This window comes from Lujinxingia litoralis (genome assembly GCF_003260125.1).
GTDB lineage: Bacteria > Myxococcota_A > Bradymonadia > Bradymonadales > Bradymonadaceae > Lujinxingia > Lujinxingia litoralis.
Map to the genome: position 1 here is coordinate 359,870 of NZ_QHKO01000005.1, position 23,441 is coordinate 383,310.

General features: G+C 67.6%; 17 protein-coding genes. 10 read left to right on the forward strand and 7 right to left on the reverse strand.

What is annotated here, in order from left to right:
• Nucleotides 1-200 precede the first annotated feature (200 nt).
• From DL240_RS12950 to DL240_RS12960, 4 genes are all read right to left on the reverse strand, one after another.
• Nucleotides 201-722 carry a hypothetical protein gene (locus tag DL240_RS12950; RefSeq protein WP_111730318.1) on the reverse strand — a complete coding sequence of 174 codons (522 nt, stop codon included), beginning with the start codon at nt 720-722 and terminating at the stop codon, nt 201-203.
• Between the two features lie 253 nt (nt 723-975).
• Complete coding sequence (locus tag DL240_RS12955) at nt 976-2,298, reverse strand: radical SAM/SPASM domain-containing protein (RefSeq protein WP_158542553.1); 1,323 nt, start codon at nt 2,296-2,298, stop codon at nt 976-978.
• The gene (locus DL240_RS20010; protein ID WP_158542554.1) at nt 2,288-2,677 is read right to left on the reverse strand and encodes a hypothetical protein; all 390 of its coding nucleotides are present in this window, start codon (nt 2,675-2,677) and stop codon (nt 2,288-2,290) included. The genes DL240_RS12955 and DL240_RS20010 overlap by 11 nt, the downstream gene beginning before the upstream one ends.
• Before the next feature lie 189 nt (nt 2,678-2,866).
• Nucleotides 2,867-4,468, reverse strand: a complete 1,602-nt coding sequence (locus DL240_RS12960; RefSeq protein ID WP_111730320.1) for a hypothetical protein — start codon at nt 4,466-4,468, stop codon at nt 2,867-2,869.
• Nucleotides 4,469-4,700: 232 nt separating this feature from the next.
• Between DL240_RS12960 and DL240_RS12965 the strand changes: the two genes are divergently transcribed.
• Nucleotides 4,701-7,019 (forward strand): LTA synthase family protein, encoded by a 2,319-nt coding sequence (locus tag DL240_RS12965; RefSeq protein ID WP_111730321.1) that lies wholly within the window; start codon nt 4,701-4,703, stop codon nt 7,017-7,019.
• 224 nt (nt 7,020-7,243) lie between these two features.
• Nucleotides 7,244-8,971 carry a hypothetical protein gene (locus tag DL240_RS12970; protein WP_146618286.1) on the forward strand — a complete coding sequence of 576 codons (1,728 nt, stop codon included), beginning with the start codon at nt 7,244-7,246 and terminating at the stop codon, nt 8,969-8,971.
• A 521-nt stretch (nt 8,972-9,492) separates the two neighbouring features.
• Here DL240_RS12970 and nth read toward each other — a convergent pair.
• Both nth and DL240_RS12980 read right to left on the reverse strand, forming a co-directional pair.
• Entirely contained in the window at nt 9,493-10,146 is a 654-nt protein-coding gene (gene nth / locus DL240_RS12975) for an endonuclease III (protein WP_111730323.1), read from the reverse strand.
• A 67-nt stretch (nt 10,147-10,213) separates the two neighbouring features.
• Nucleotides 10,214-10,741 carry a hypothetical protein gene (locus DL240_RS12980; RefSeq protein WP_111730324.1) on the reverse strand — a complete coding sequence of 176 codons (528 nt, stop codon included), beginning with the start codon at nt 10,739-10,741 and terminating at the stop codon, nt 10,214-10,216.
• 187 nt (nt 10,742-10,928) lie between these two features.
• Here DL240_RS12980 and fumC point away from each other — a divergent pair, with 187 nt between their 5' ends.
• The 6 genes from fumC (at nt 10,929) to DL240_RS13010 (ending at nt 18,490) form a co-directional block, all read left to right on the forward strand.
• Nucleotides 10,929-12,329 (forward strand): class II fumarate hydratase, encoded by a 1,401-nt coding sequence (gene fumC / locus DL240_RS12985; RefSeq protein WP_347342264.1) that lies wholly within the window; start codon nt 10,929-10,931, stop codon nt 12,327-12,329.
• 3 nt (nt 12,330-12,332) lie between these two features.
• Nucleotides 12,333-12,926: a leucyl/phenylalanyl-tRNA--protein transferase gene (aat, locus tag DL240_RS12990; protein ID WP_111730326.1), complete on the forward strand. Its 594-nt coding sequence runs from the start codon at nt 12,333-12,335 to the stop codon at nt 12,924-12,926.
• Nucleotides 12,927-13,125: 199 nt separating this feature from the next.
• Nucleotides 13,126-13,731, forward strand: a complete 606-nt coding sequence (locus DL240_RS12995; protein WP_111730327.1) for a macro domain-containing protein — start codon at nt 13,126-13,128, stop codon at nt 13,729-13,731.
• A 41-nt stretch (nt 13,732-13,772) separates the two neighbouring features.
• On the forward strand, nt 13,773-14,654 hold the full coding sequence (gene mvk, locus DL240_RS13000) for a mevalonate kinase (protein ID WP_158542555.1): 882 nt from the start codon (nt 13,773-13,775) through the stop codon (nt 14,652-14,654).
• A gap of 100 nt (nt 14,655-14,754) precedes the next feature.
• Nucleotides 14,755-15,741, forward strand: coding sequence for a diphosphomevalonate decarboxylase (gene mvaD, locus DL240_RS13005; protein ID WP_111730329.1), 987 nt, complete (start codon nt 14,755-14,757; stop codon nt 15,739-15,741).
• A gap of 133 nt (nt 15,742-15,874) precedes the next feature.
• Complete coding sequence (locus tag DL240_RS13010) at nt 15,875-18,490, forward strand: ATP-dependent Clp protease ATP-binding subunit (RefSeq protein ID WP_111730330.1); 2,616 nt, start codon at nt 15,875-15,877, stop codon at nt 18,488-18,490.
• Between the two features lie 32 nt (nt 18,491-18,522).
• Here DL240_RS13010 and DL240_RS13015 read toward each other — a convergent pair whose 3' ends face one another.
• Entirely contained in the window at nt 18,523-19,695 is a 1,173-nt protein-coding gene (locus DL240_RS13015) for a serine/threonine-protein kinase (RefSeq protein WP_111730331.1), read from the reverse strand.
• A 522-nt stretch (nt 19,696-20,217) separates the two neighbouring features.
• Here DL240_RS13015 and DL240_RS13020 point away from each other — a divergent pair.
• Both DL240_RS13020 and DL240_RS13025 read left to right on the forward strand, forming a co-directional pair.
• Nucleotides 20,218-21,447 (forward strand): hypothetical protein, encoded by a 1,230-nt coding sequence (locus tag DL240_RS13020; protein WP_111730332.1) that lies wholly within the window; start codon nt 20,218-20,220, stop codon nt 21,445-21,447.
• 22 nt (nt 21,448-21,469) lie between these two features.
• Nucleotides 21,470-23,422, forward strand: a complete 1,953-nt coding sequence (locus DL240_RS13025; RefSeq protein ID WP_111730333.1) for a serine/threonine-protein kinase — start codon at nt 21,470-21,472, stop codon at nt 23,420-23,422.
• The last annotated feature ends 19 nt before the right edge of the window (nt 23,423-23,441 follow it).

A 23,441-nucleotide genomic window follows, 5' to 3' on the forward strand; every position in this document is an offset into this window, starting at 1 on the left:
GAGCGCAGAGGCGATGCAAGGGTTGGCACAGGCCCCGGTCCTACGCGCGCCACAGCCCTCTCGAAGGCTCGCGCGCGCGCCGAAATCGGCAGCACCTGCGGTAGGGAGTGCCCCGCGGCAAACGGGGCCGGGCCGGCCGGGATGGGCAGCCCGCTGGCGCGCTTGTCGTCGCGGATGAGCGGGCCGCTTCATCCCCTGGCTTAGTCGCCCTCCGACTCCCGCGCCTCGCCATCCTCTGGCGCCGGGGCCGTCATGAGTTCCAGGTCTTCTTCGTCGAAGGGCGGGGCCCCGTAGAGTTGTTCGTCCACCACCACCCGCGGGGCATCCCACACGTCGTCCTCTTCAGGAGTCGGGTCCGTGGACTCGCCCTCCGAGGCATCATCGCCCGAGGGGGCTGCGTCGTTCGGCGAGTTTGCCGACGCCGGCGAGGCGTCTAAGGGCTCCTGGACCTGCATCTGCGCAGGCGCTTCGTCCGGCTCTGTCGTGGGGCCCTCGCCATGCTCACAGGCCGTCAACAAGGTCAAGCCCATCGCCGAGGCCGCGGCCAGCCCGGCGGCCCTCCCCCTGGCGAGTTCTCCCACGCGCGCGCGGGCCTGACGCGCCTGCGCCGGATCAAATTCGACCCCGCAAAAGGGGCAGCCCCCCCGCGGGATGTCCTCAAAAACCCGCACATGGGCCTGACACCCGGGGCAAGGTACGAGCAAGGTTTTCTGGTCTGTCATCATGTGCTCCACAGGTCGTTCGGCTCTCGGGTCGCCGGGCGCTTCGCATGTTTTTCGAAAGCAAGCCTGCCCCCCGGGGGTGAAGGGCGGCCATTGGTGGGAATGCCCCGACCCTAAACGCAGGTCGAAGCCCGGTGCAAGGTAGGGCACCACGGGCTTTGCCAACAAAGAGCAGAACGCGGGAGCCCACCGGCTTTTGCCCCCGCTCTATAACGCTGTGAGCAGCAGCCGACTGCGGGCTCGCCGGCCCGACTCAGCTCCTTTTTAAGGCCTGGCGAATATGCTCCAGACTCCAGATGCTCGGCGCGTCCCCGCTCAGCGAGGCGACCTCCTCCTGGCTGCGCCCCAGAATGGTGCGCAGCTCCAGGGGAGCGCGCTCCTCCATCTCCTCGACCACGATCTCGAAGCGACCGGTATCAAAGGGTTTTCCGCTGGCGCCCTCCACCTTCACAACGCGCTCACGCTGGCCCCGGCGCTCAAAATCCATCGCGCGGTGGATGCAGTAGGGGTTGTTGCCGGTCTTGCCCAGCAGGCTGTGCGAAGTCCAGGAGCAGCCCGCTTTGCATTCGGCGGCGTAGTAACAGGTGCGGCAGTAGCCCCAGAGGTCTTCGACGGTACGCTCCCGCAGGTACTTAAGCTCCGGGGTGGTCGCGACCGTCTCGGCGATGCTCAAGTCGCGTACGTTGGCACCGGTGTAGTGCTGGGTGGGCAGCGAGGGGCAGCCCTTGATCTTGCCATCCGCCTCCAACCCAATCGACCACTTGCCCGCCGAGCACCCGCTCCAATGCACGCCCTCCTCGCCGCGAAAGCGCAGCATCTGCTCGTAGGGCCCGAAGTACCCGATGTTGTTCCCCGGGTAGAGCCCGATGCCCCTGGGCGAGAGTTTGGTGGCCTTGAGGTAGGCCAGGAGGGGGAAGACTTCGAGCAGGTCATAGGGCTGCAAGAGGAGCTCGGGGCGATCAGCGGCGCGCCCCATCGGCACGGTCAGCTGCAGCTGCCAGGCGTTGATGCCCAGCTCCACCAGCACATCGACCAGGGCCGGGAGCTCCGGCAACGAGAGGCGGTTGATCTGGGTGTTGACCCCGAGGCGAATGGGCGAGTCGGCGATACGGCGCGCCGAGGCCAGCGCGCTCTCAAAGGCGCCCTTGCGACCGCGCAGGGCGTCGTGGGTCTGCTGCAGCCCGTCGAGCGACACCGAGATGATCCGGATGCCCGACTCCACGGCCTGCTCCACCCGCTTTGCGCTCAAATCACGCCCGCCGGTGGTCATGCTGCAGACCATCCCCTGACGCGTGATCTCGGCGGCGATCTGGGGCCAGTCCTCCCGCAGATAGGCCTCCCCGCCGATCAGCGTCACCTCGCGAATGCCGAGTTTGGCGAGCTGGTCGACGACCTCCAGGCACTCCTTCGTGCTCAGCTCATCAGGGCGCGCTTTGCCGGCGCGCGAGCCGCAGTGGCGGCACCCCAGGTCGCAGGCCAGGGTGATTTCCCAGACGCAATACAGCGGCGTGCCGCGCTCCAGATCCTCCGGGCGTACCGCCCGCGCCGGGCGTCTTGCCTTCGGCTCAGTCGGCATCGGCGCTCTCGTCGGCATCCTGATCAAAATCGGCGTCGACATCAGCCGGGGCACCATACACATCCTGCATGATGCTATCGTCTGGCGCGTCCCAGGTGTCGCCAGCGTCACCAGCGTCTTCTTGTTCCACGTCCGGCGAAGGATCATCGATGTCCTCGCCGCCACAGGCCCCGAACAGAGTGAGGCTAAGCGCAGAGGCCGCAGCAATCCCGGTAGAACGTTGCGCCAGACGTGCAACTGTGCCGCGCGACTGACGCGACGCCTGCGGACCAAACTTGGTCGCACAAAAAGGACACTCGGCCTCGGGCGCCTCGCGCTCCACGCGCACGTGCGACATGCACGAGGGGCAGGTGGCCAGAAGGGTGAGTTTTTCGCTCATGGTGGTGCTCCTCCAAAAAGAATTCAGTGAACATCAAAGATTCAAACCCTCGGTCCCCACGACCGACGCGGTGCGTGACCCCACCCGCTCGGAGTCACCGGTGCGTTGCGATGGGAGGACCCTAAAAAGGGGTGGAGAGCAAACGCAAATGTTCTGTTTGCGGGGCAACACCGGGTGGCGATTGAGGCTTCAGCGTCGGGAGTCCATCCCTGCATCGCGCCAGCCCTCGACCAGACGGATGAAGCTCTCCTGTTTGGCCACACTCACCCCGGGCTCGACCTGCCCCAGTCCCCACACCCCGCCCAGCACCAGCATCAGCACGAGTCCGAGCCCTCCGAGCGCCTGCGTAAGCCCGCGCGGCACAAGCCAGCGCGTGGTGGCCCACGCCAGGAGCGCCAGTACCCCGACCACCAGCGGGAGCAGGGTCCACGGGGAGGCGGACCCCAGCCCGAGCGAGAGCGCGTTTTCGCTGACGTAGCCCGCGCCCAGCAGGGGAAGCACGATGTCGGGCAAGGGGTTCGTAAAATAGGGCGGCAGCTCGGGCATCGTCGCCGCCCCGAGCTGGGTGTACACCACGCCCCAGACGATGAGGCCCAGCGCCAGCAGCTCGGCCCCGAAATGGCGCCGGAAGCCCTCCAGGCCCACGGCGGCCAGCACCGCCCAGGCCCCCAGCGAGGGCACCAGCAGGCGCGGACCAAAGCCCCAGCCCGCAAACCACATATTGGCGCTGGAGACGACCGCCAGATAGGCCAGCACCACCGCGCTGAGCAGCAGGCTGAGTGCCGGTCGACGCTGATAGAGCAGGTATGCCCCGGGGATCGCCAGCAGCACCCAGGGCGACGAGGGCAAAAGCCCCCGATGCATGCTCAGCACGATACCCCGAAAATACTCCCACTTCGGCAGCGTCACCCCGCCCACACCCTGCGTGTGCAAATCGCTGAGATGGTCGTTGACCAGGTGGTGGTACGAGAGTTCCAGGGGGCCCCCGAAGGCCGCGTTATTGTAGGCGAGCAGGAGCAGAAGCGGGCCGAGCGCCCCCAATCCAAACCCCACCCACACCGGCCAGCGTCTTAAGCCAGGCTCCAACACCACGTAGGCGGCCAGCAGCACGCAGGCCACGCCCGCCTGAAACTCGATGAGCCCCGCCACCCCGGCGGCAAGCCCCGCACCGAAGGCGGCCAGCACCCCACCTCGGAGCTCCGATACACCGCCGGCGACCCGCTCTCGCGCACGCTCCAGCTGCCAGAGCGCCACCAGCAGCGCCACTGCCACCGCGTGGTGGCCAAAAAACGCCCCCGAGTAGTGAAACGCCGCGCTCCCCAGCATCCACGCCACCGTGGCCAGCTCAATGCTCCCTTCGGAGACCTGCAAACGCTTTAAGATGCCCCGCAACGCCACCATCCCCAGCGCCGCCAGGGGCAGCATCACGCCCAGGCGAAAGAGCATCAAAAGCGACTCGAACTCCCACTCCCCCGCCCCGAAGAGCATCGCGATCGCGTACACCGGCAACGCCAGAAAACTCAGCCCGGGAGCCTTGTCGGTGTAGTAGTGCCCCTCAAACGCCGCCAGATCAAAGACCCGCCCAAAGCGCTCCATGGGCACGTCGATGGCCAGGGTGCCTTCATGCAGCATGGCCCAGGTCAGGTAGATGCGCGTGCGCTCGTTGGGCGCGCTGACGTCGAGAAAGAGCCAGGAGAAGCCCAGGCAAAAGAGCACCAGTGCCATCAACCCCCAGCGGCGTTTTACTTCCACCATGGCATGCGTGGTCTGCGGGGCTTGCGGGTGATTCACATCATCTCCTCGGGGTATTGGCACTCAAAGCGCGGCACCCTAATGATAGCCGGATGCCTGCGCAAGGCATCCGCGTGGGGCGCCTGTCTCCTTGTCGAAGACGGCCTTATGTCCCCACACGACACGACCGAGTAGCTCGCCCACGTCGCGCGCCCTGACCCTCGGTTCAAACGTCCCGCACGCTCCTGAGCCCCGGGGCTTTCGCATCTGACTCCCTCCAGACTCAAGCCCTATGCTCCTGCACTATCGGGATCGCCTCTCTGCCGTCCAGCAACGCTTTCTGCACACGCTGGGCCTGCCGCTCTTCCTCTTCATGGTTGTCCTCAAAGCGCTGCGCGTGAGCGAACGCGCCGAGGTCGCCGGGATTCTGGGAGCGCTCGACCTCTTTAAATCCGAAGTCTTTTTGGGCGCGGCCTTTGTGGCGCTGGGGTTCGGGCTTTTGCGCCCCTCCCTCGGTCCGGCGGCGCGTCGCCTGGCGTGGGTCGGGCTCTCGCTGACCGGGGCGCTCATCGCCGGCGTGGAGGTGGTGGCGCACCACTTCTACATGACGACGGGCTCGGCGCTCGACGCCTCCCTGGTGCGCTTCTCGCTCCAGCATTTTGGCGAAACCTGGACGGTCGTCTCCAGCGAGGTGCCCCTGCAGACGCTGGGCCTCCTGAGTGTGGCGCTCCTGTATTTTGGCGGGGGCCACGCGCTTTTGGCCCGCGTGCTGCGGCGAGTCCCCGCGGCCCCGGCCGACGCGCCCCGGGTGCGCACGCTTTCGGCCGGCGCCACCCTGGTGCTCGCCATGGCGCTGGGCGCCCTGGCGCTGACCCCGCCGATGGCTGAGCCCTACGCCCCCTTTGCGCGCGCCTCCATCCTGCACCTGACGACCAGCGCCCTGGATCTGGCCGACGAGAGCGACATCGACATCGTCGCCCGCGCCCCGCTTCACCAGGCCTCGCTGAAACCCACCGGGGCCGACGCGCCCCGACACGTCGCGCTGATCGTGCTGGAGTCGACCCGCGCCCGCTCGCTCTCGGTCTACAACCCGGAGCTCGACACCACCCCCTTCCTGTCGCAGCTGGCCGAAGAGAGCCTGGTCGCCGAGCGCGCCTACGCCGTGGTCCCCCATACCTCCAAGGCTCTCGTGGCCACCCTCTGCGGCATTGAGCCTCGCCTCACCATGCCGATCACCGAAGCGCTGCCGGGAGCCATCCCCGCGCGCTGCCTCGCCGACCTCTTAAACGAGCAGGGCTTTGAGAGCGCCTTCTTTCAGGCGGCCACCGAGCACTTTGAGGGCCGCCGTCAGCTCGTTGCCAACATGGGGTATCAGCACTTTAAGCCGGTCAACGAGATGCGCACCCGCGGCTTTGAGAAGGCCAATTATTTTGGCTACGAGGACGACATCATGCTCGAGCCCGGCCGCTCCTGGCTTAAGGGCCGCCGGGGCGCGCGCACCTTCACGACCTTTTTGACGCTCACCCCCCACCACGACTACCTGGCGCCGGAGCGCTACGGGCATCACGATTTTGACCCGGATGAGGAGCTCAACGACTACCACAACACCATCCGCTACGTGGACCACTTCGTGGCCAACGTCATGGCGCAGTACAAGGAGCTGGGCCTCTATGAGGACACCCTCTTTGTGATCGTCGGCGACCACGGGGAAGGCTTTGGAGAACACGGCCGTCGCCAGCACGACAACGTGATCTACGAGGAGGGCCTCCACATCCCCATGATGCTCTTTGCCCCGGGCCAACCCGAGCTGGCCCGGCGCCTGGACACCCCGGTGAGCCAGGTGGACCTTTTGCCCACGATCGCCGCGCTCCTGGGCTTTGAGCTCCACGGGGACTACCCGGGCTTTGATCTGCGGGAGGCGCCGACCGAGCGCACCCTCTTCGCCCATTGCTGGTACGAGCGCCGCTGCATGGCCAGCATCCGGGGCGACGACAAGTACGTCCACCATTTCGGCAGCCAGCCCGACGAGCGTTTCGACCTGGGCACCGACCCGCTGGAGCGCCAGTCCACGCTGAGGCAATCGACGGATAACGACCTGCGGGTCCGGGAGCTGCGCAGCTGGCGCGCCTCGGTCAACCGCTGGCACGAGGAGCACAGCCTGAGCCTGATGGAGGGCAAGATCCTCGACGCGATGCCGCCGCTCGATCACCCGGTCGATCTGCGCTTTGGAGACGTCGCGCGGCTGCGGGGCTACTCGATCTCCGAAGACGAACTGCGCCCGGGGCACTCGGTGACGGTGACCTACGTCTTTGAAGCGCTCAAGCCCATCCCCGAGGGCTGGCTCCTCTTTGTGCACGGCAACGGGCCGCATAAGACCCGCAACCTGGACCACGTACCGGTGCGCGGGCTCTACCCGCTGCACCGCTGGCAGCCTGGCGAGTTCATTGTGGATGAACACACCTTCCACATCCCCCGGGACTGGCGCCCCGGGGACTTCCACCTGCGTCTGGGCATCTACCACCCAGACCACGGGCGCCTGGAACTCTCGGGCGACGTGCCCCTCACCGACGATAGGCGCGCCACGCTCTTCACCCTGCCGATCGTGCGCTGACGCCGGGGCGCTCGGGCGCACTCCGGCGCGCCGCGCTCGCCACCGGCAAAACTCCCCCTCCCTGCCTCTCCTCTTGCAGCGCTGGCGAGCCCGTGAACGATCGCTTGCACAGGCCTCGCTCCCTTGCTAGCAGAACGCCCGTTCATTCCAGACAATGACTCCCTCTTTGGAACGAGGCTTTTAGGAAGTTCAACATTTGGGCATTGGCGGCGCTCGGCGCCTTGATGATCACCACCGGTTGTGAGGGCGAGGAGCCCGCCCCCGATCCCATTGTGGAACACGGAGAGCTGCGCCTGGAGCGCGTCTTTCCCACGGACACCCACCCCGGCCAGGAGTTTGAGTCCTGTGTCTTTGCCTCGCCAATGCACTACCACGACGGTGAGCAGGACTGGGTGCTGGCGATGACCGGTGAAGGTCAGCTCGCCGCCCACGATGTGGCCACTGGCGAGGTGGCCTGGTCGGTGGAGCTGCCCGCACCGGAGGGTGAAGGGGTGTTTGCGCTGGCGCAGCCAGCCTGGCTCGACGATTCGCGCCTGGTGGTGGCCTACCACACGGTGCCCGCCGATCATGAAGCGCCCTACGACGCCAACGTGCAGCGCTTAAGCCACCGGGTGGTGGTGGTGGACCTGGCCCAGCGCGCGATCTCTTCGGAGTTTGAACCGCTGACCCTGGAGGCCACGCTCCCGGCCAACGATGACGCCACCCTGAGCTTCAGGCCGGAGCGGGCCCTCAGCCGTGGCGACGTGGTGATTGGCCGCCCGGCCGGCGCCACCCTGGGGCGCGCCTACATCACCCTGGGCAATACCCGCGACATTCAGCCCTGGCACGGCTGGGCCTTTGAAATCGACCTGGACGCCTGGGCCGACCAGGGCGCTGGCGAGGCGATCCACGCGGTGTTCAACACCACGCCCGAACCCGACGAGAACTGCGGCCCGGAGGGCACCTCCGGCTCGCGCGAACGCCGCTGCGGTGGCGGCCTGTGGGCACCCACCGGCCCCCTCCTGGTCGAGGAAGAAGGCGGCGGCTACCACCTGATCGTGGGCGCCGGCAACGGCCAGCTCAACCTGGACCGCCAGGACTACGCCAACACCCTCCTTCGCCTGGGCCCCGGACTCAGCTTTGAGCCGATGTGCGACGCCGAGGCCTGCGCCGACTTCAACCCCGACGCGCCCGCGGCGGCCTGTGTCGAGAGCTGCCAGGATCTCTTCATCCCGCGCCTGCTCGAAGGCCAGGCACCGCCGCGCCCCGCCGACGGGCGCTGCACCGACGAGATGACGCTCTTTGAGTGCTGGCAGGAGATGGACTACATCGGCGGCAGCTCACCCGCCCGGGTCGAACTTGGCGAGGAGGCGGTGCTGGTCTACCCCACCAAGGATGGCCACGCCTACCTGGTCGACGCCGAGCATATGGGCACGATGCACGATCGCCATAAGCTCGTGGAGCTCTGCGGCACCGCCGACGACGCCTGCCGCAAGACCTGGGCGGGAATGGCCGTCACCCAGCCCCTGATCATGACCACCGAGGAGGGGCCGCTCGCGCTGATCCCCACCTTCATGCCCGACAGCACGCACGCCGCCGGCGTGGTAGCACTGGCCATCGTGGACACCGAGGAAGGCCCGCGCTTTGAGCGGCGCTGGGAGTTCCCGACATTCGACAACGCCGAGGCCATCACCCGCTTTCGCGAGCACCCGGGCCGCGTGGTCGCCGCGCCGCTTGAGGAAGGCGGCGAGCCGGTGGCCTGGCTGGTGGAGGTCGGCGATCCCGGGTCGACGGGGCGTTTGATCGCGCTGGACCCGCTCACCGGCGAAGCCCTCTTCGACGCCGACCTGGCCGGCCGTGGCCAGCGCTACACCTGGCCCTTGCGCGTTGATGACCGCATCTTTGTCTCGTCCTGCCCGAGCGACCGGGCGGCCAGCCGCCTGGAAGGCTACCAGCTGGTGCCCGTCGACTAACCCCGGCGACTAACCCAGGCGAACAAGCGCGCGCCGCGCTCCTCGCTACAAAAAAACCTCGCCAGGCCTGTGCCTGGCGAGGTTTTTTGTTCATGAACAAAACGCTCCGACTGCCGCTTTTGCCCGGCGCATGACTCCCCGGTGATAAGGGCCTCCCCCCCAAAAACCGCCCTCACCTCCTCCGGAATCGGTCTTTCCCCCTTCTCCGAGCAGGGTCCCCCCCATCCAAACCGGTCTCCCACCCCCGGAAATCGCTTCGACCTCCCCCCCAAACCGGTCTCTGTGTGCCATCCTGTCACACTCACCTCCCCCGAAACCGGCCCCTGTGTGCCATCCTGTCACACTCACCTCCCCCGAAATCGGTCCTAATGTGCCATCCTGTCACACTCACCTCCCCCCGGAAGCGGTCTCTGTGTGCCATCCTGTCACGGTGAGTCCCGGCAACATGGGTCGATCACCGCCGTCGACGAGCCTTCAGGGCGTCGTCCCCCCCCTTAGATCACCTTTTCTCCGCCCCCGCCTCAGAGCTCGCCGGCCTCAATGGCCTTGCAGATCGGGCAGCTGGCCAGGTCGTGGCCCCGGGCCGGGCAGTACTCCCGACCGTAGAAGATGATCTGCAGGTGGCGAGCGTTCCAGGTCGACTCCGGGAAGAGCGCGCGCAGGTCCTCTTCGGTCTGGCGGACGTTTTTGGCCTTGCTTAAGCCCCAGCGCTCGGCCAGGCGGTGGATGTGGGTGTCGACGGGAAAGGAGGGCACGTCGAACCACTGCGAGAGCACCACCTGGGCGGTCTTGCGCCCCACGCCCGGGAGTTTGGTGAGCTCTTTGAGCGTGCCGGGCACCTCGCCATCGAACTCCTCGATCAGCAGATGGGAGAGCGCGTGGATGTTTTTGGCTTTGGTGGGCGCCAGTCCGCAGGAGCGAATCGCGTGCTGGATCTGGTCGACCTGCAGGCGCGCCATATCAAAGGGGTTGTCGGCCATCGCGAAGAGATCGGGCGTGACCATGTTCACGCGCTTATCGGTGCACTGAGCCGAGAGGAGCACCGCCACCAGCAGCGTGTAGGCGTCGCTATGGTCCAGGGGCACCGGCGTGGTGGGATAGTACTCATCGAGGAGGGCGCCGATGGCGTCGGCGCGGGCGCTACGGGCTTTTTTGGTGCGCAACGTCTTTGTCACTCTTTGACCTCTGGGAGCGGCGGCGCGAAGCCCGGGGCATGGAAGCAGGCCTGCCCTTAACTCGCGCTCACCGCGGCTGAATCCACTTAAAGATACGCTCGCCAGGCCTGCCGAGCGCGGCCTGACCGGCCTCGCGGCCGGCGGCGGCGCGGTACATACCTATCCACGCAGGGATATAGGCCACCAGCGCCAGGGGCAAGAAGAGCGCGCTGTGAACCGTGGCCAGCAGCAAGAGCGAGTAGCACACCAGGTAGACGGCGCCGGCGGCTTTGGCGTGGTGCAGGGTGAAGGGATTGTCGCGCAGCACCAGCGGGACGATGAAAAAGGGCACCCCAAAGAGCACCGAGCAGTAGCTGAGCACGGCCAGGCCCGCGCCTTTTTCGCGATCGAAGTAGAGAAAGCGCCGCGGGCCCTGGCCCAACGCCTCCTCCGGGCACCGGCGCGCCGGCAAGGAGGAGGGCGGCGCGCCGGGCAGCGCCCCCGGCACGGTGGGCGGCTCGCCCGGCGCCTCGTCGATCCGGGAAGTTATCACCTGACGACGCGCCCGGCACCGAGCCGCGGGGCGTCGCTCCTCGTGGACAGCATCATCGCTCATGGGGGGCCTCCTCGCTGGCGTCTTTGCTCATTATGGCCACCGCCCCGGGCGCTTCCACCACAGCCCGCACCTCTCCAATGCTCTGGGGCCTTGAGTTTGAAGCGCTGAGCCACATAATACAGCCGCTGATGCACCGCCCGATGGCGATTCGATTGACCCCCTCGTTGAGACAGCCTTCCAAGGATAGATGATGTCGACCCGCACCGAATACGATTCGATGGGCCCGGTAGAAGTCCCCGCCGACGCTTACTGGGGCGCCCAGACCCAGCGCTCCGTTCAGAACTTTAAGATCGGCGGCCACCGCATGCCGCGCCCGATGATCAAAGCGTTGGGCATGGTGAAGTACGCCACCGCCGAGGCCAATCACCGCCTGGGGATTCTGGCCGCCGACAAAAAAGACGCCATCCAGGCCGCCGCCAAAGAGGTGATCGAGGGCAAGCTCGACGACCACTTCCCCCTGGTCGTCTGGCAGACGGGCAGCGGCACGCAGACCAACATGAATACCAACGAGGTCATCGCCAACCGCGCCATCGAGATGCTCGGCGGAGAGCTCGGCTCCAAGAGCCCGATCCACCCCAACGACGATGTGAACAAGAGCCAGTCGACCAACGACAGCTTCCCCACGGCCAGCGCCGTGGCGATCGTCGACCAGCTGGAGAGCGCGCTGCTGCCGGCGATCGCCCACCTGCGCCAGGCGATCGACGCCAAAGCCGATGCGTTTGCCGACATCGTCAAGGTGGGACGCACCCACCTGATGGACGCCACGCCGCTGACCCTGGGTCAGGAATTCTCGGGCTACTCCGCGCAGCTGACCTACGCCGAGCGCGCCGTGCGCCAGTCGCTGGAGCTTTTGGTGGAGCTGGCCATCGGCGGCACCGCCGTGGGCAGCGGTCTCAACACCATCGAGGGCTACGACGCGCTGGTCTGCGAGGCCCTCAGCGAGTTCAGCGGCTACGGCTTTAAGCCCGCCCCCAATAAATTTGCGCTCCTGGCCGGCAAAGAGGCCATCGTCGAGGCCCACGGCGCGCTCAAGACGCTGGCGACCTCGCTCAACAAGATCGCCAACGACATCCGCTGGATGGGCAGCGGCCCCCGCTGCGGGTTTGGCGAGCTGACGCTGCCGAGCAACGAGCCCGGCTCCTCGATCATGCCCGGCAAGGTCAACCCCACCCAGTCCGAGGCGATGACGATGGTCTGCGCGCACGTCTTCGGCAACGACGCGGCGGTGGGCTTTGCGGCGGCCAACGGCAACTTTGAGCTCAACGTCTACAAGCCGATGCTCGTGCATAACGTGCTCGAATCGACGCGCCTGCTCACCGACGCGATGCACTCCTTCACCGACAACTGCGTGGTGGGCATTGAGCCCAACCGCGAGCAGATCGCCGAAGATCTGGAGCGCTGCCTGATGCTGGTGACCGCGCTCAACCCGGTGATCGGCTACGACAAGGCCGCCGAAGTCGCCAAGAAGGCCCACAAAGAGAACACCACGCTGCGCCAGGCCATCACCGAGCTGGGGTATTTGAGCGGCGAGGAGTTCGATAAGGCGATGAACCCCCTGGCGATGACGCATCCCAAGCCCCGGGGCTAACCGGTGAAGCGCCCCTCCGCAGAACTTGTCCTCTCGGCCTATTACCAGGGGGTCTTCCCCATGGCCCACACCGAGGAGGAGGGGCGCATCTACTGGTATGCGCCCGACCCCCGCGCGATTCTGCCCCTCGACGGCATGCGTATCTCTCGCCGCTTTCGCCAGCGCCTGCGCCAGCAACCCTTCGACATCCGCTTTAACAGCGCGTTTGAGGCGGTGATTCAGGCCTGCGCGGCCCCCCGGCCCGACCAACCGGAAACCTGGATCTCGGAGGGGATCGCCGAGGTCTACACCGAATTGCACCATCTGGGCTTCGCCCACTCGGTGGAGGCCTGGCAAGACGACACCCTGGTCGGGGGGCTTTACGGCGTGGCCCTGGGTGGACTATTTGCCGGAGAGTCCATGTTTCACCGGGCCACTGACGCCTCCAAAATCTGTCTGGCCCACCTGGTAGAACGCCTCAACCAGCGGGGGTTTTGCCTGCTCGACGTGCAGTTCACCACCGACCATCTCCGGCGCCTGGGCGTCATCGAGATCAGCCGCCAGGCCTACGAAGCGCGCCTGGCCCGCGCGGTCCAGAGAGACTGCTCCTTTATCTGAACCCACCTTCACACTTGCCTGCCCCGGGGCTTTTGCGATTAGATTGCCCGGACTCAGCGCACCTACTTTTCGTCGTATGCTGCAGCCCCGACGATCCCGCCCGGGAAAGTCAGACTGCCAGCGCCCTTTCGCGTTGGGACAAACCCAACTCTGACGCTACCTATCTGCCTGTTCACCGAACCCATGTAGGAAACCTTTTATGGAAGATGCCAAACGCCATCTCGTCGTCACCCAGGGTGACATCACCTTGATCTCGATGCCCGAAGGGGCGCTGGTCAACCCCTCCAACACCGGTCTGATCCTCAACAGCGGTGTGAGCAGCGCCATCGCGCGTCGCGGGGGCCCCTTCATGCAGCAGACCCTGCACATGGCCCGCAGCGGGCTGCGCAACAACCGCCTGGAGCCGGGCCGCGCCATCGACACCGAAGCCGGCCAGCTCCCGGTCAAGCGCCTGATTCACGTCTCGATCGTGGGCGCCAAAAAGGTCAACGCGCGCCTGGTCTCCAACGCCATCCTCAACGCCTACGACCGGGCCGACGAGCTGGAGCTCAAGCAGCTGGCCTTCCCGGCCATCGGCCTGCAGCCCACCGGTCTGAGCATCGACGAGTTCATGGAGATCTTCTGGCGCATCACTTCCGAGGAGCTCCCGCGCCTCAAGCACGTGGAGCAGGTCTACCTCTGCCTCTTCAGCGGCGATGAGTACGACGCCGGCAGCGCCTACGCCGAGAAGCACGCCGATGAGCTCCCGGCCGCCATCGAGCTGGAAATCAGCGAGACGGGCTTTGCCAAAGGGCTCTTCGGCTGATGATCGATGCAGCCGAGGGTCGCGGACGCGGAAAGGTCATCTTGTACGGGGAACATGCCGTGGTGCATGGCTTTGAAGCGGTAGCCTGTGGGCTCCCGCTCGGGGCTGTGGCACGGCTGCGCCCCGGAAAGACATCGACCTTTATCATCGAACATCCCGGGGGGCGCTTTGAGGCCGACGGCCAGGTTCTGAAGGCCGCCCGGGGTATCGTGGAGAGCTTCGGGCTGGAGCTCGAAGCGCTGGAGAGCTCGGTGCACCTGGCGGTGCCGGTGGGCGCGGGGATGGGGAGCTCGGCGGCGCTGGCCGTGGCGCTGGCCCGGGCGGCCCGCGAGCTCTCGGGCCAGGGCGACGAAGCCCGCGTCGAAGAAGCGGTGGCGCGGGCCGAAGCCGTGTTTCATGGCCAGGCCTCGGGCATCGATCAGAGCGCGGCCCTGCGCGGCGGCGTGTTTGCGTTTCGGCGCGGGGCGCACCCCGGCGCCCCGCCGCAGATCGAGCCGATGCAGGCCCCGGCGCTTCGCCTGGTCGTGGCCCAGGTCGCGCCCTCGGCCTCCACGGCCACCATGGTCCGCGGGGTTCACGCGCTGGCCCGGCGCTATCCGGCCGCCATCACCCCCACCTTTGAAGCCATCGGTCAGGTCGCCCGGGCCGGGCGCGCCGCCCTCGAAGCCGGAGATGTGCAAGAGGCCGGCGAGCTGATGAACGTGAACCAGGGCCTGCTCAGCGCGCTGGGGGTCTCGATCGCCGCGATCGATGCGGCCTGCCATCTGGCACGCCAGGCCGGCGCGCTGGGCGCCAAGCTCACCGGCGCCGGAGGCGGCGGCTGCGTCGTCGCGCTCAGCCCCGATGCCGAACATACCCGGTTGATTCGCCAGGCCTGGGAGGCCCGCGACTGGCCCTGCTTCGAGTTTTATCTGGAGCCTTAAGCGCCCGCCCTTTTTCGCCATCTTTTGCGGCCGGCCTCCCGCGCTCGCTCTCTGGCGACCGGCGCCCTCCCCTTCTCCCTCGACTATTCAGGACTCACGCATGCACGCCACCGCACTCGCCCACTCCAACATCGCGCTCGTGAAGTACTGGGGCAAACGCGACCGGGCGCTCAACCTGCCGGTGGCCGGAAGCCTCTCGCTTACCCTGGGCGGCCTGGCCACCACCACCACCGTGCACTTTCGCCCGGAGCTGGAATCGGATCTCGTCAGCCTCGACGGCCGAGAGCTGCGCCCGGGCAGCGTCGCCCATCGACGCATCGCCGACTTTCTGGACCTGGTGCGCAACGACGCCGGCATCACCTCCTTCGCCGAGGTCGAGACCGCCAACAACTTCCCCACCGCCGCCGGCCTGGCCTCCTCGGCCTCGGGCTTTGCGGCGCTGGCGCTGGCGGCGACCCACGCCGCCGGCCAACAGCTCACCGACGCCCAACTCTCGGTGCTGGCCCGCCGCGGTTCGGGCTCGGCGGCGCGCTCGATCTTTGGCGGGTTTGCCGAGATGAGCGCGGGCACCCGGGCCGACGGCCGCGACGCCCACGCCCGGGCCCTGGCCGGCCCCGAACACTGGGACCTGCGCTGCGTGGTGGCCGTGACCACCCAGGGCGAAAAAGACGTCAGCTCCACCGAGGGCATGACCCGCACCCAGGAGACCTCGCCACTCTTTGAGCCCTGGGCGCGCACCGTCGACGCGGACATCGCCCAGGCCCGCCACGCCGTCGAGACCCGCGACTTCGCGCTGCTCGGACGCGTGGCCGAACGCTCCTGCCTGGGCATGCACGCCAGCGCCATGGCCGCCGACCCGGGCGTGATCTACTGGAACCCGACCACCATCGAGGTGATCCACCGGGTGCGCCGGGCCCGACGCGACGGCCTGCAGATCTTCTTCACCATCGACGCCGGCCCCCACGTCAAGGTCTTCTGCCCGGCCCGCGAACTCTCGGCGCTGCGCTCGGTGCTCAGCCAGATCGACGGGGTCAACGACCTCATCGTCGCTCGCCCCGGCCAGGGGGCTCATCTGCTGGAATCCTGAGCGCCCCACCTCGGTTGACACCCCCGGCGGCCGCGGTCCAGATTAGCCCCGCTACTGCTCCTGTATTCGCGTGACTCGCCAGGCTCTGGCGAGCCTTTTTGTGGAATGTCTCTGTCTGCCCCCGAGCGTGAACATGCCCCAGAAATTCGACCTGTCTCGTTTTACCCAGAAAGCTCGCAAAGCGCTGGAACGCGCGCAAAGTCTGGCCCAGACCCTGCGCCACGATCACGTCGATCTGGAGCACACGCTGCTGGCGATGCTGGAGCAGGATGACTCGGTGGCGCAGAGCCTGCTCGAGAACCTGGGCGCCAACCCCAAAGCCCTGGGGCGCAAGCTCATCGACGAGCTGGAGCTGCTGCCCAAGAGCTACCGCAAGCAGGAGCAGCCCTTTGTGGGCAAAGATCTGCTGGGCGCGCTCCAGGAAGCCGGGGAGCTGGCCAACACCCTGGGCGATCAATTCACCAGCAGCGAGCACCTGCTCATCGCCTTTGCGCGCCGCTCCTCCAGCTACGCCGGACGCGCGCTGCGCGACGCCGGCGCCACCGCGGAGAAGCTCGAAGAAGCCGTGAAAAAGGCCCGCGGCGGCCAGAAGATCACCAGCGCCGAGGGTCCGGCCTCCGAGATCTTGAGCAAATACGCCCAGGACATCACCGCCATGGCCGAGCGCGGGGAGCTCGACCCGGTCATCGGGCGCGACGCCGAGATCCGGCGCGTGATGCAGGTGCTCACTCGCCGCACCAAAAACAACCCGGTGCTCCTGGGCCACCCCGGCGTGGGCAAAACCTCGATCGTCAACGCCCTGGCCCAGCGCCTGGTCGCCGGCGATGTGCCCGCCGGCCTGGCCGGCAAACGCCTGATGCGCCTGGACCTGGGCGCCCTGGTCGCCGGCACCAGCCTGCGCGGGCAGTTCGAAGAGCGCATCAAGACCGTGGTCCAGGAAGTGGTCAACAGCCGCGGCCGCATCATCCTCTTCATCGACGAGCTCCATCAGCTGGTAGGCGCCGGGGGTAAAGACAGCTCCATGAACGCCTCCAACATGCTCAAGCCCGCCCTGGCGCGTGGGGAGCTGAGCTGCATCGGCACCAGCACCGTGGAGGAGTACCGCCAGCATGTGGAGGCCGACGCCGCCCTGGAGCGCCGCTTCCAGTCGATCCACGTGGAGGAGGTCTCCACCGATGGCTGCGTCTCGATCCTGCGGGGCATCAAGCAGGGCTTTGAGATTCACCACGGCGTGCAGATCGACGACAGCGCCCTGGTGGCCGCCGCCCAGATGACCGCGCGCTACGTCCAGGACCGCTTCCTGCCCGACAAGGCCATCGACGCCATCGACGAGGCCGCCAGCCGGCTGCGCCTGGAGATCGACAGCAAGCCCACCGAACTCGATGCCGTGGAGCGCCGGGTGCACGCCCTGGAGATGGAGCGTCAGGCCATCGCCGAATCCACCAACCCCGAGACCGTCGAAGAGCGCACCGAGCTGGAAAACGCCATCGAGAGCCAGCGCGAAGAGGCCGCTCGCCTGCGCGTGCGCTGGGAGACCGAGAAGGTCGTGCTCGACGAGATCACCACCATCAAAGAAGAGATCGAGGCCACCGAAAAGACCTCGCAAGAGGCCCAGCGCGCCGGCGAACTCGGTCGCGCCGCCGAGATCCGCTACAGCGTGATGCCCAAACTCAAGCAGAAGCTCGAGGCGGCGCAGGCCCGGATGAGCGAGCTCCACAAAGAGGAGCGCCTGCTCAAGGATTTTGTTGATGCCAATGACATTGGCGAGGTGATCGCCGACTGGACCGGCATCCCGGTGAGCAAGATGCTGGAGTCGGAGCGCGAGAAGCTCCTCAACATGCCCGATCGCCTCCGCCAGCGGGTGGTGGGCCAGGACTCGGCGATTGAGACCATCTGCAGCGCCATCTGGCGCTCGCGCGCGGGCCTGCAGGACCGCAACCGCCCCATCGGCAACTTCATGTTCGTGGGCCCCACCGGCGTGGGCAAGACCGAGCTGGCCAAGGCCCTCTCGGAGTTCCTCTTCGACAGCGAAGACGCCATCGTGCGCATCGACATGTCGGAGTACATGGAGCAGTCCAAGGTCAACACGCTCATCGGCTCGGCCCGCGGCTACGTGGGCAGCGAGCAGGGCGGCGTGCTCACCGAAGCCGTGCGCCTGAAACCCTACAGCGTGGTCCTCTTCGACGAGGCCGAAAAGGCCCACCCCGACGTCTTCAACCTGCTCTTGCAGCTGATGGATGAGGGGCGCCTGACCGACAGCCAGGGACGCCGGGTCGACTTCACCAATACCCTGGTGATCCTGACCTCCAACGTGGGCAGCCGCGAGATCATGGATTTGAGCGGCAAGGCCTCGGGTGAGGAGATGACCGACGCGGTGCAAGAGATCCTTCGCGATCACTTCCGGCCGGAGTTTCTCAACCGCCTGGATGCTCCCATCGTCTTCCAGGCTCTCGACAAAGAGGCCATCCGCCTGATCGTCGACATCCAGAAGAAGCGCCTGCGCAAAATGCTGGCCGAGCAGCGCATGACCATCGAGGTCAGCGACGAGGCCAAGGACTTTTTGGCCGAAGAGGGCTTTGAGCCGGAGTACGGCGCACGCCCGCTGAAGCGCGCCATCGGCACCTACATCCAGGACCCGCTGGCGGTGGAAGTGCTCGAAGGCAAGTTCGGCCCGGGCGACCACATCGTGGTCAAAGCGGCCGACGATGGCGAATCGCTCCGCTTTGAAAAAGGCCAGCCCGGGGAGTGACCCGGGCGCCCTCACCCCGGGCCCGGTGGCCCTTAGCCGGCGCCCAGGGTGAGGTAGGCCAACGTGGCGATGATCAACACGATGACCACCGCCAGCAGCGGCCCGCTTAACCCTCCCCCGCGGGTCGCTTCCGCGCGCTCCTGAGCGCGCTCCACCGCCGAATCTGCTGAACCCGCCGGGGGCGCTTCATCCTCGGTCACCGGCGTCGGCTCGACCGCCACGCTGATCAGCGGCCCGGAGGAGAGGTGGCTCTTCAGCGCCCGGTTCTTCTCGGGGTTCTCCATCTCCAGCCCCAGCCAGGGCGCCGGAAGCATCACCATCCCAAAGCCTTTCATCTCGCGGGTGGGCAACGCGTCGAGCGCCAGGTACTTGCGAAACACCTCGGCGCGCCCGAAGCGTTTCTTGGCCAGCGGCTGCAGCGTGCGCGCCAGCAGGAGCGTGAGCCCGGGAAGCTCCAGCGCCTCGATGCGCTCGTAGGCCGTGTAGCTCAGCGGGCTCTCCACCCGGGCCCGCGGCTCCTCGCCACTGAGCAAAAAGCTCATCAGGGCGCCGGCGCCGTAGATATCGGCCGCGCTGCGCAGCATGGTGCCCGAGGCCTCGTCGCGCACCTCCGGCGCGGTGTAGGCCGGGTGGGTCGAGAGCTGCCAGGGCTTGAGCTTGACCCCCTTGCTGACCACCGCGCCCGGCAGCTGCGCGCGCAACTCCAGGTCCTCGGTGAGCACGAAGCGCCGCGGGTCGAAATCGCGCCAGTAGTACCCGGCCTGATGCGTGGCCACCAGCAGATCGCCCAGCCGGGCCATGAGCTGGAGCGCGAGTTCGGCGGGCATGCCCTGGGGCCAGCGCTCCTCCACCGCCTTGAGCAGCGACGTGCCCTTGCAGGCCTCCACGACCAGCAGCGGCTCACCGGCCCCGCCCGGCCCCTGGTCCAGCTCCAGCAGCGCGATCTTACGCGCGACCACACCCCCGGCGGCGAGTTCCTCGAGGTACTCGGCCAGGTGCGAGAGCTGCTCGCGGCGAGTGGCCACGTAGGCGACATCCTGCAGCCGGGCCTCATCGTAGTGGATCGCCAGCCCCAGCCGCTCGGCCGAGGTGGACTCCTCGGTGAGCGCGACCACCTGCAGCTCGTCGCGCTCGGCCACCAACGCGGAGACCTGATAGCCCTGCGGCGCGGGATAGGCATCGTTCTGGCGAGTCGACTCTTCCATACTTCGTTCTCCGGGGGTTGTGGCGCGCAAGCGCGCCTGCCACGCCATCCTCGTTTCACGGGCGGCAAGGGCGTATTGCGTGCGACCATACTCGGCAGCGCCGGGCTGGCAACCATCAACGCACGGCCCCCCCACCAGCTTCCCGACACGCCCGCCCGACTCTGCCACTCGGGCCCCCCCGAGATCGCCGAATCCGCTATTCGCCGAGCGAGAGGCATCCTCGATCCCCCCGACGCTCCAAAAATGCGACATTTTGGCACAGTGCATCACCTTACCCCCACCCCCACCGTGGTATTTTGCAACAGTCCATCACCTTACCGTGACACTCTGGCACAAGTGCATCATCTCCATTCTGTCTGATTTTAGCCGAGCGCGGGGCATCCCTGATGCCCCGGCACCGCGTGCAGCGCCTTGGGGGAGTATCGCGTATCGCTCGCAGCCCCTCCCCACTCCTTGCCTCCCGACTTTTGCGGCTGATACCTTGCCCCGAGGTCTTTCCCCCCTTTATCACGGAGCGCTCCCATGCCGGCCGCCGGTCTGATTCGCCAGCTCAACGCCTGCCCCCTGATCGCGCTTGTGGCCCTCGCCACACTCCTGACGCCGGCGGCCGCCCGGGCCCAGGACGAGGCATGCGAGGGCTGGGCCCCTGGTGAGCGTGTCGCCGAGATCCACGATGAGCGCCTGGGGGAATCCTCGGGGCTGGCCGCCAGCTGGCTCAACCCCGACATCCTCTGGACCCATAACGACTCCGGCGACCAGGCGCGTCTCTTCGCCCTGAGCACCACTGGCGAGGTGCTCACCGAGGTGCGCCTGCCCCCGGCCCAGAACGTCGACTGGGAGGATATGGCCATCGGCCCCTGCCAGCCCGGCAGCCCCCAACCCTGCCTCTACCTGGCCGACATCGGCGATAACCTGGCTCGCCGCGACCACCTGATGATCTACCGCGTGCCCGAACCCCGGCTCGCCGAACCTCCCCCGCCCCGGCTGGAGCTGACTCAGGATATCGCAGCCCAACGCTTTACCTACCAGGGCGGCCCTCGCGACGCCGAAGCCCTCCTCGTCGATCCGAGGAGCGCCGAGATCTTCATCCTCGAGAAAAACGACAGCGGCAACGCCGGGGTCTTTGAGCTGAGCGAGGCCTTTGCCGAAGCCGATTCGCTGCTGGAGGCTCGCCACATCGCCGAGCTCACGCTGCCCGGCTCGCTGAGCTTCGGCAAAATGATCACCGCGGCCGACGTCTCCCCGGACGGCGGCGAATTCACCCTGCGCACCTACACCCACCTGCTGACCTACTGCGCACCGGGCGGCGAGCTCCGGCAGGCCTTTGAGGCCGCGCCGCAACGGGTGATGGTCAACCCGGGCACGCTCCAGGGCGAAGCGCTGACCTACGATCGCCGCGACGACGCGCTGTGGTTGACCAGCGAGCGCCTGCCGGCGCCCCTGATCCGCGTCGATCGCGCCAGCGCCCCCGCGGCCCGCCCCGACGAGGACGCCGACACCGCCGAGGCCCCCGACACCACCGCGGAGCCGGCCGATCGCCCCGCACTCCCCGACGCCGCCGGGGTGGACGACTCCACGCCGGGAGCTACCCTGCACTCCTCCCCCGACGCCGGGTGTGCGACCCTCGCCAGCGACGCCCCTGGCGGCTATGGTCTGACCCACCTCGGCGTGCTCCTCGCCATGGCCTCCCTGAGACTGTGGGGCCGCCGGGGGGCCGACCGCCGCACTCGGGCCCACTCGACTCGATTCTGACGCCATCTGGATACGCTCACCGATGCCTGATACCCCCGTCATTCCCACGGCTGCCGCGCAAGATGCGCCCCCTTCCGACGCCCTCGGAGCCACGCGGGCGCTTGAGCCCGAGGCCGCGGCCTCGCTGGCCGAAGCCTCCGAGCACTCCGAAGCTCCGGCCCCCGAAGCCCCGGCCCCCGAAGGCGGCCAGGGCCCCATTTCGATGGAACCGGGCACGCTCATCGCCGAGCGCTACCGCCTGGAACGCCCCCTGGGCGACGGAGGCATGGGACAGGTCTACCGCGCCGAGCACGTGCTCATGCGCAAAACCGTGGCGCTGAAGGTCCTCCACGCCGAGCTCACCGAAAACAAAGAGGTCGTGGCACGCTTTCAGCGCGAAGCTCAGGCCGCCGCCGCGCTCGACAGCCCGCACGTCTGCCAGGCCACCGATTTTGGCCAGACCCACGATGGCCAGTTCTTTCTGGTCATGGAGTACCTGGAAGGTCAGACCCTGCACGAAGCCATGGCTCTGGGACGCCTGCCCCTGGTGCGCGCCGCCCATATCGCCCGCCAGATCGCCACCGCCCTGGCCCAGGCCCACGATCATGGCATCGTCCATCGCGATCTGAAGCCCGAGAACATCATGCTCGTGGATCGCGAAGACGATCCCGACTTCGTCAAAATCATGGACTTCGGCATCGCCCGCATCTCCCCGGGCGAAGAGAGCACCGAGGCGCCTCAGACGCGCCTGACCCGCAAGGGCATGGTCTACGGCACGCCTCATTACATGGCCCCCGAGCAGATCGCCGGGGCCGACATCGACGCCCGCGCCGATCTCTACGCCCTGGGCGTGGTCCTCTTTGAGATGCTCACCGGCCAGCCCCCCTACGATGATGACAACATCGCCCGTCTGATGGGCAAGCACGTCACCCACCCGGTGCCCACCCTGCGCGAGCGCTGCCCGGAGATGGCCTTCTCCCAGGCCGCCGAGCGCCTGGTGGCCCGGCTCCTGGCCAAGGACCCCGACGCGCGCCCGCAGAGCGCCCGGGAGCTCATCGAGGAGCTGGAGACCCTGCACCAGGCGCCACTGACCTCGGCCCTGGCTCCGATCGCCACGGCCGCGGCGACCGCCGCCGGCGACTCCCTGGAGACCCTGCGCGAACGGGCTCGAAAGGCCGCCATCCCCCTGCGCGAGCGCTGGCAGGCCGAAGTGCTGCCCCGCTGGCAGGCGCTGGCTCCGGCCGAGCAGCTGCTGCTCAAACGGGTGAGCGCCGGCGCCCTGCTGCTGGTGGTGGTGCTCCTGGGCGCGACCCTGCTGGTGGTCGGCGCCGACTCCCGGGCCCAGCGCCAGACCGAAGCCTCCCGCGAAGCTCTGATGAAAGAAGAAGAGGTGCTCCAGGCCGTGGCCGCCGCCCGCACCGGCGACCGCAGCCCCCTGGAGGCCCTCTTGCTCCAGCGCCCCGACGATCCCCACCTGCGCCACCTGGCGCTGATGGCCGACCTGCACGTCGGTCGCAAGGTCGATCTGGTGGCCGAAGCCAACGCCATTGTCGAGGCCGACGCCCGCTACGCACACGACCCGGCCCTGATCGACGCCATGGTCAACGCCCTGGCCGCCGGCAGCGACGACGCCAGCGCCTGGCTCACCGCCCACCTCAACACCACCTCCCGCTCGGCCATCGCCGCGCTGGCAAGCCAGGGAGAACGCTCGAGCATCCGGCGCCGGGCCTACTCGCTCTTGGAAGACAACGACGCGCTGGATGACCTGGAGCGCTGGGAGCGCCTGGGAGTGGAGCTGCGAGCGGCCTCGAACTGCGACGCCTACAAAGAAAAGATCCAGGCCCTGGTCAAACTCGGCGATCCGCGCACTCGCCCGGCCCTCCAGGCGATGAGCGACTCGCCACGCAGTGGCTGCGGCTTTTTGAACCGCCGAGACTGCATCGCCTGCGTACGCGGCGAGCTCAAAGACGCGCTCGACGCCCTCCCCGAGCTCTAAGGCGCGCGGCACGGGGGCG

Bases quoted from the DNA above. Each gene is read 5' to 3' on its own strand.
- DL240_RS12950 (WP_111730318.1), bottom strand. From the start codon at position 722: ATGACAGACCAGAAAACCTTGCTCGTACCTTGCCCCGGGTGTCAGGCC.
- DL240_RS13020 (WP_111730332.1), top strand. From the start codon at position 20,218: ATGCCGGCCGCCGGTCTGATTCGCCAGCTCAACGCCTGCCCCCTGATC.
- DL240_RS12965 (WP_111730321.1), top strand. From the start codon at position 4,701: ATGCTCCTGCACTATCGGGATCGCCTCTCTGCCGTCCAGCAACGCTTT.
- fumC (WP_347342264.1), top strand. From the start codon at position 10,929: ATGATGTCGACCCGCACCGAATACGATTCGATGGGCCCGGTAGAAGTC.
- DL240_RS13015 (WP_111730331.1), bottom strand. From the start codon at position 19,695: ATGGAAGAGTCGACTCGCCAGAACGATGCCTATCCCGCGCCGCAGGGC.
- DL240_RS12970 (WP_146618286.1), top strand. From the start codon at position 7,244: ATGATCACCACCGGTTGTGAGGGCGAGGAGCCCGCCCCCGATCCCATT.
- DL240_RS12955 (WP_158542553.1), bottom strand. From the start codon at position 2,298: ATGCCGACTGAGCCGAAGGCAAGACGCCCGGCGCGGGCGGTACGCCCG.
- DL240_RS20010 (WP_158542554.1), bottom strand. From the start codon at position 2,677: ATGAGCGAAAAACTCACCCTTCTGGCCACCTGCCCCTCGTGCATGTCG.
- mvaD (WP_111730329.1), top strand. From the start codon at position 14,755: ATGCACGCCACCGCACTCGCCCACTCCAACATCGCGCTCGTGAAGTAC.
- DL240_RS12980 (WP_111730324.1), bottom strand. From the start codon at position 10,741: ATGAGCGATGATGCTGTCCACGAGGAGCGACGCCCCGCGGCTCGGTGC.
- DL240_RS13025 (WP_111730333.1), top strand. From the start codon at position 21,470: ATGCCTGATACCCCCGTCATTCCCACGGCTGCCGCGCAAGATGCGCCC.
- DL240_RS12995 (WP_111730327.1), top strand. From the start codon at position 13,126: ATGGAAGATGCCAAACGCCATCTCGTCGTCACCCAGGGTGACATCACC.
- DL240_RS13010 (WP_111730330.1), top strand. From the start codon at position 15,875: ATGCCCCAGAAATTCGACCTGTCTCGTTTTACCCAGAAAGCTCGCAAA.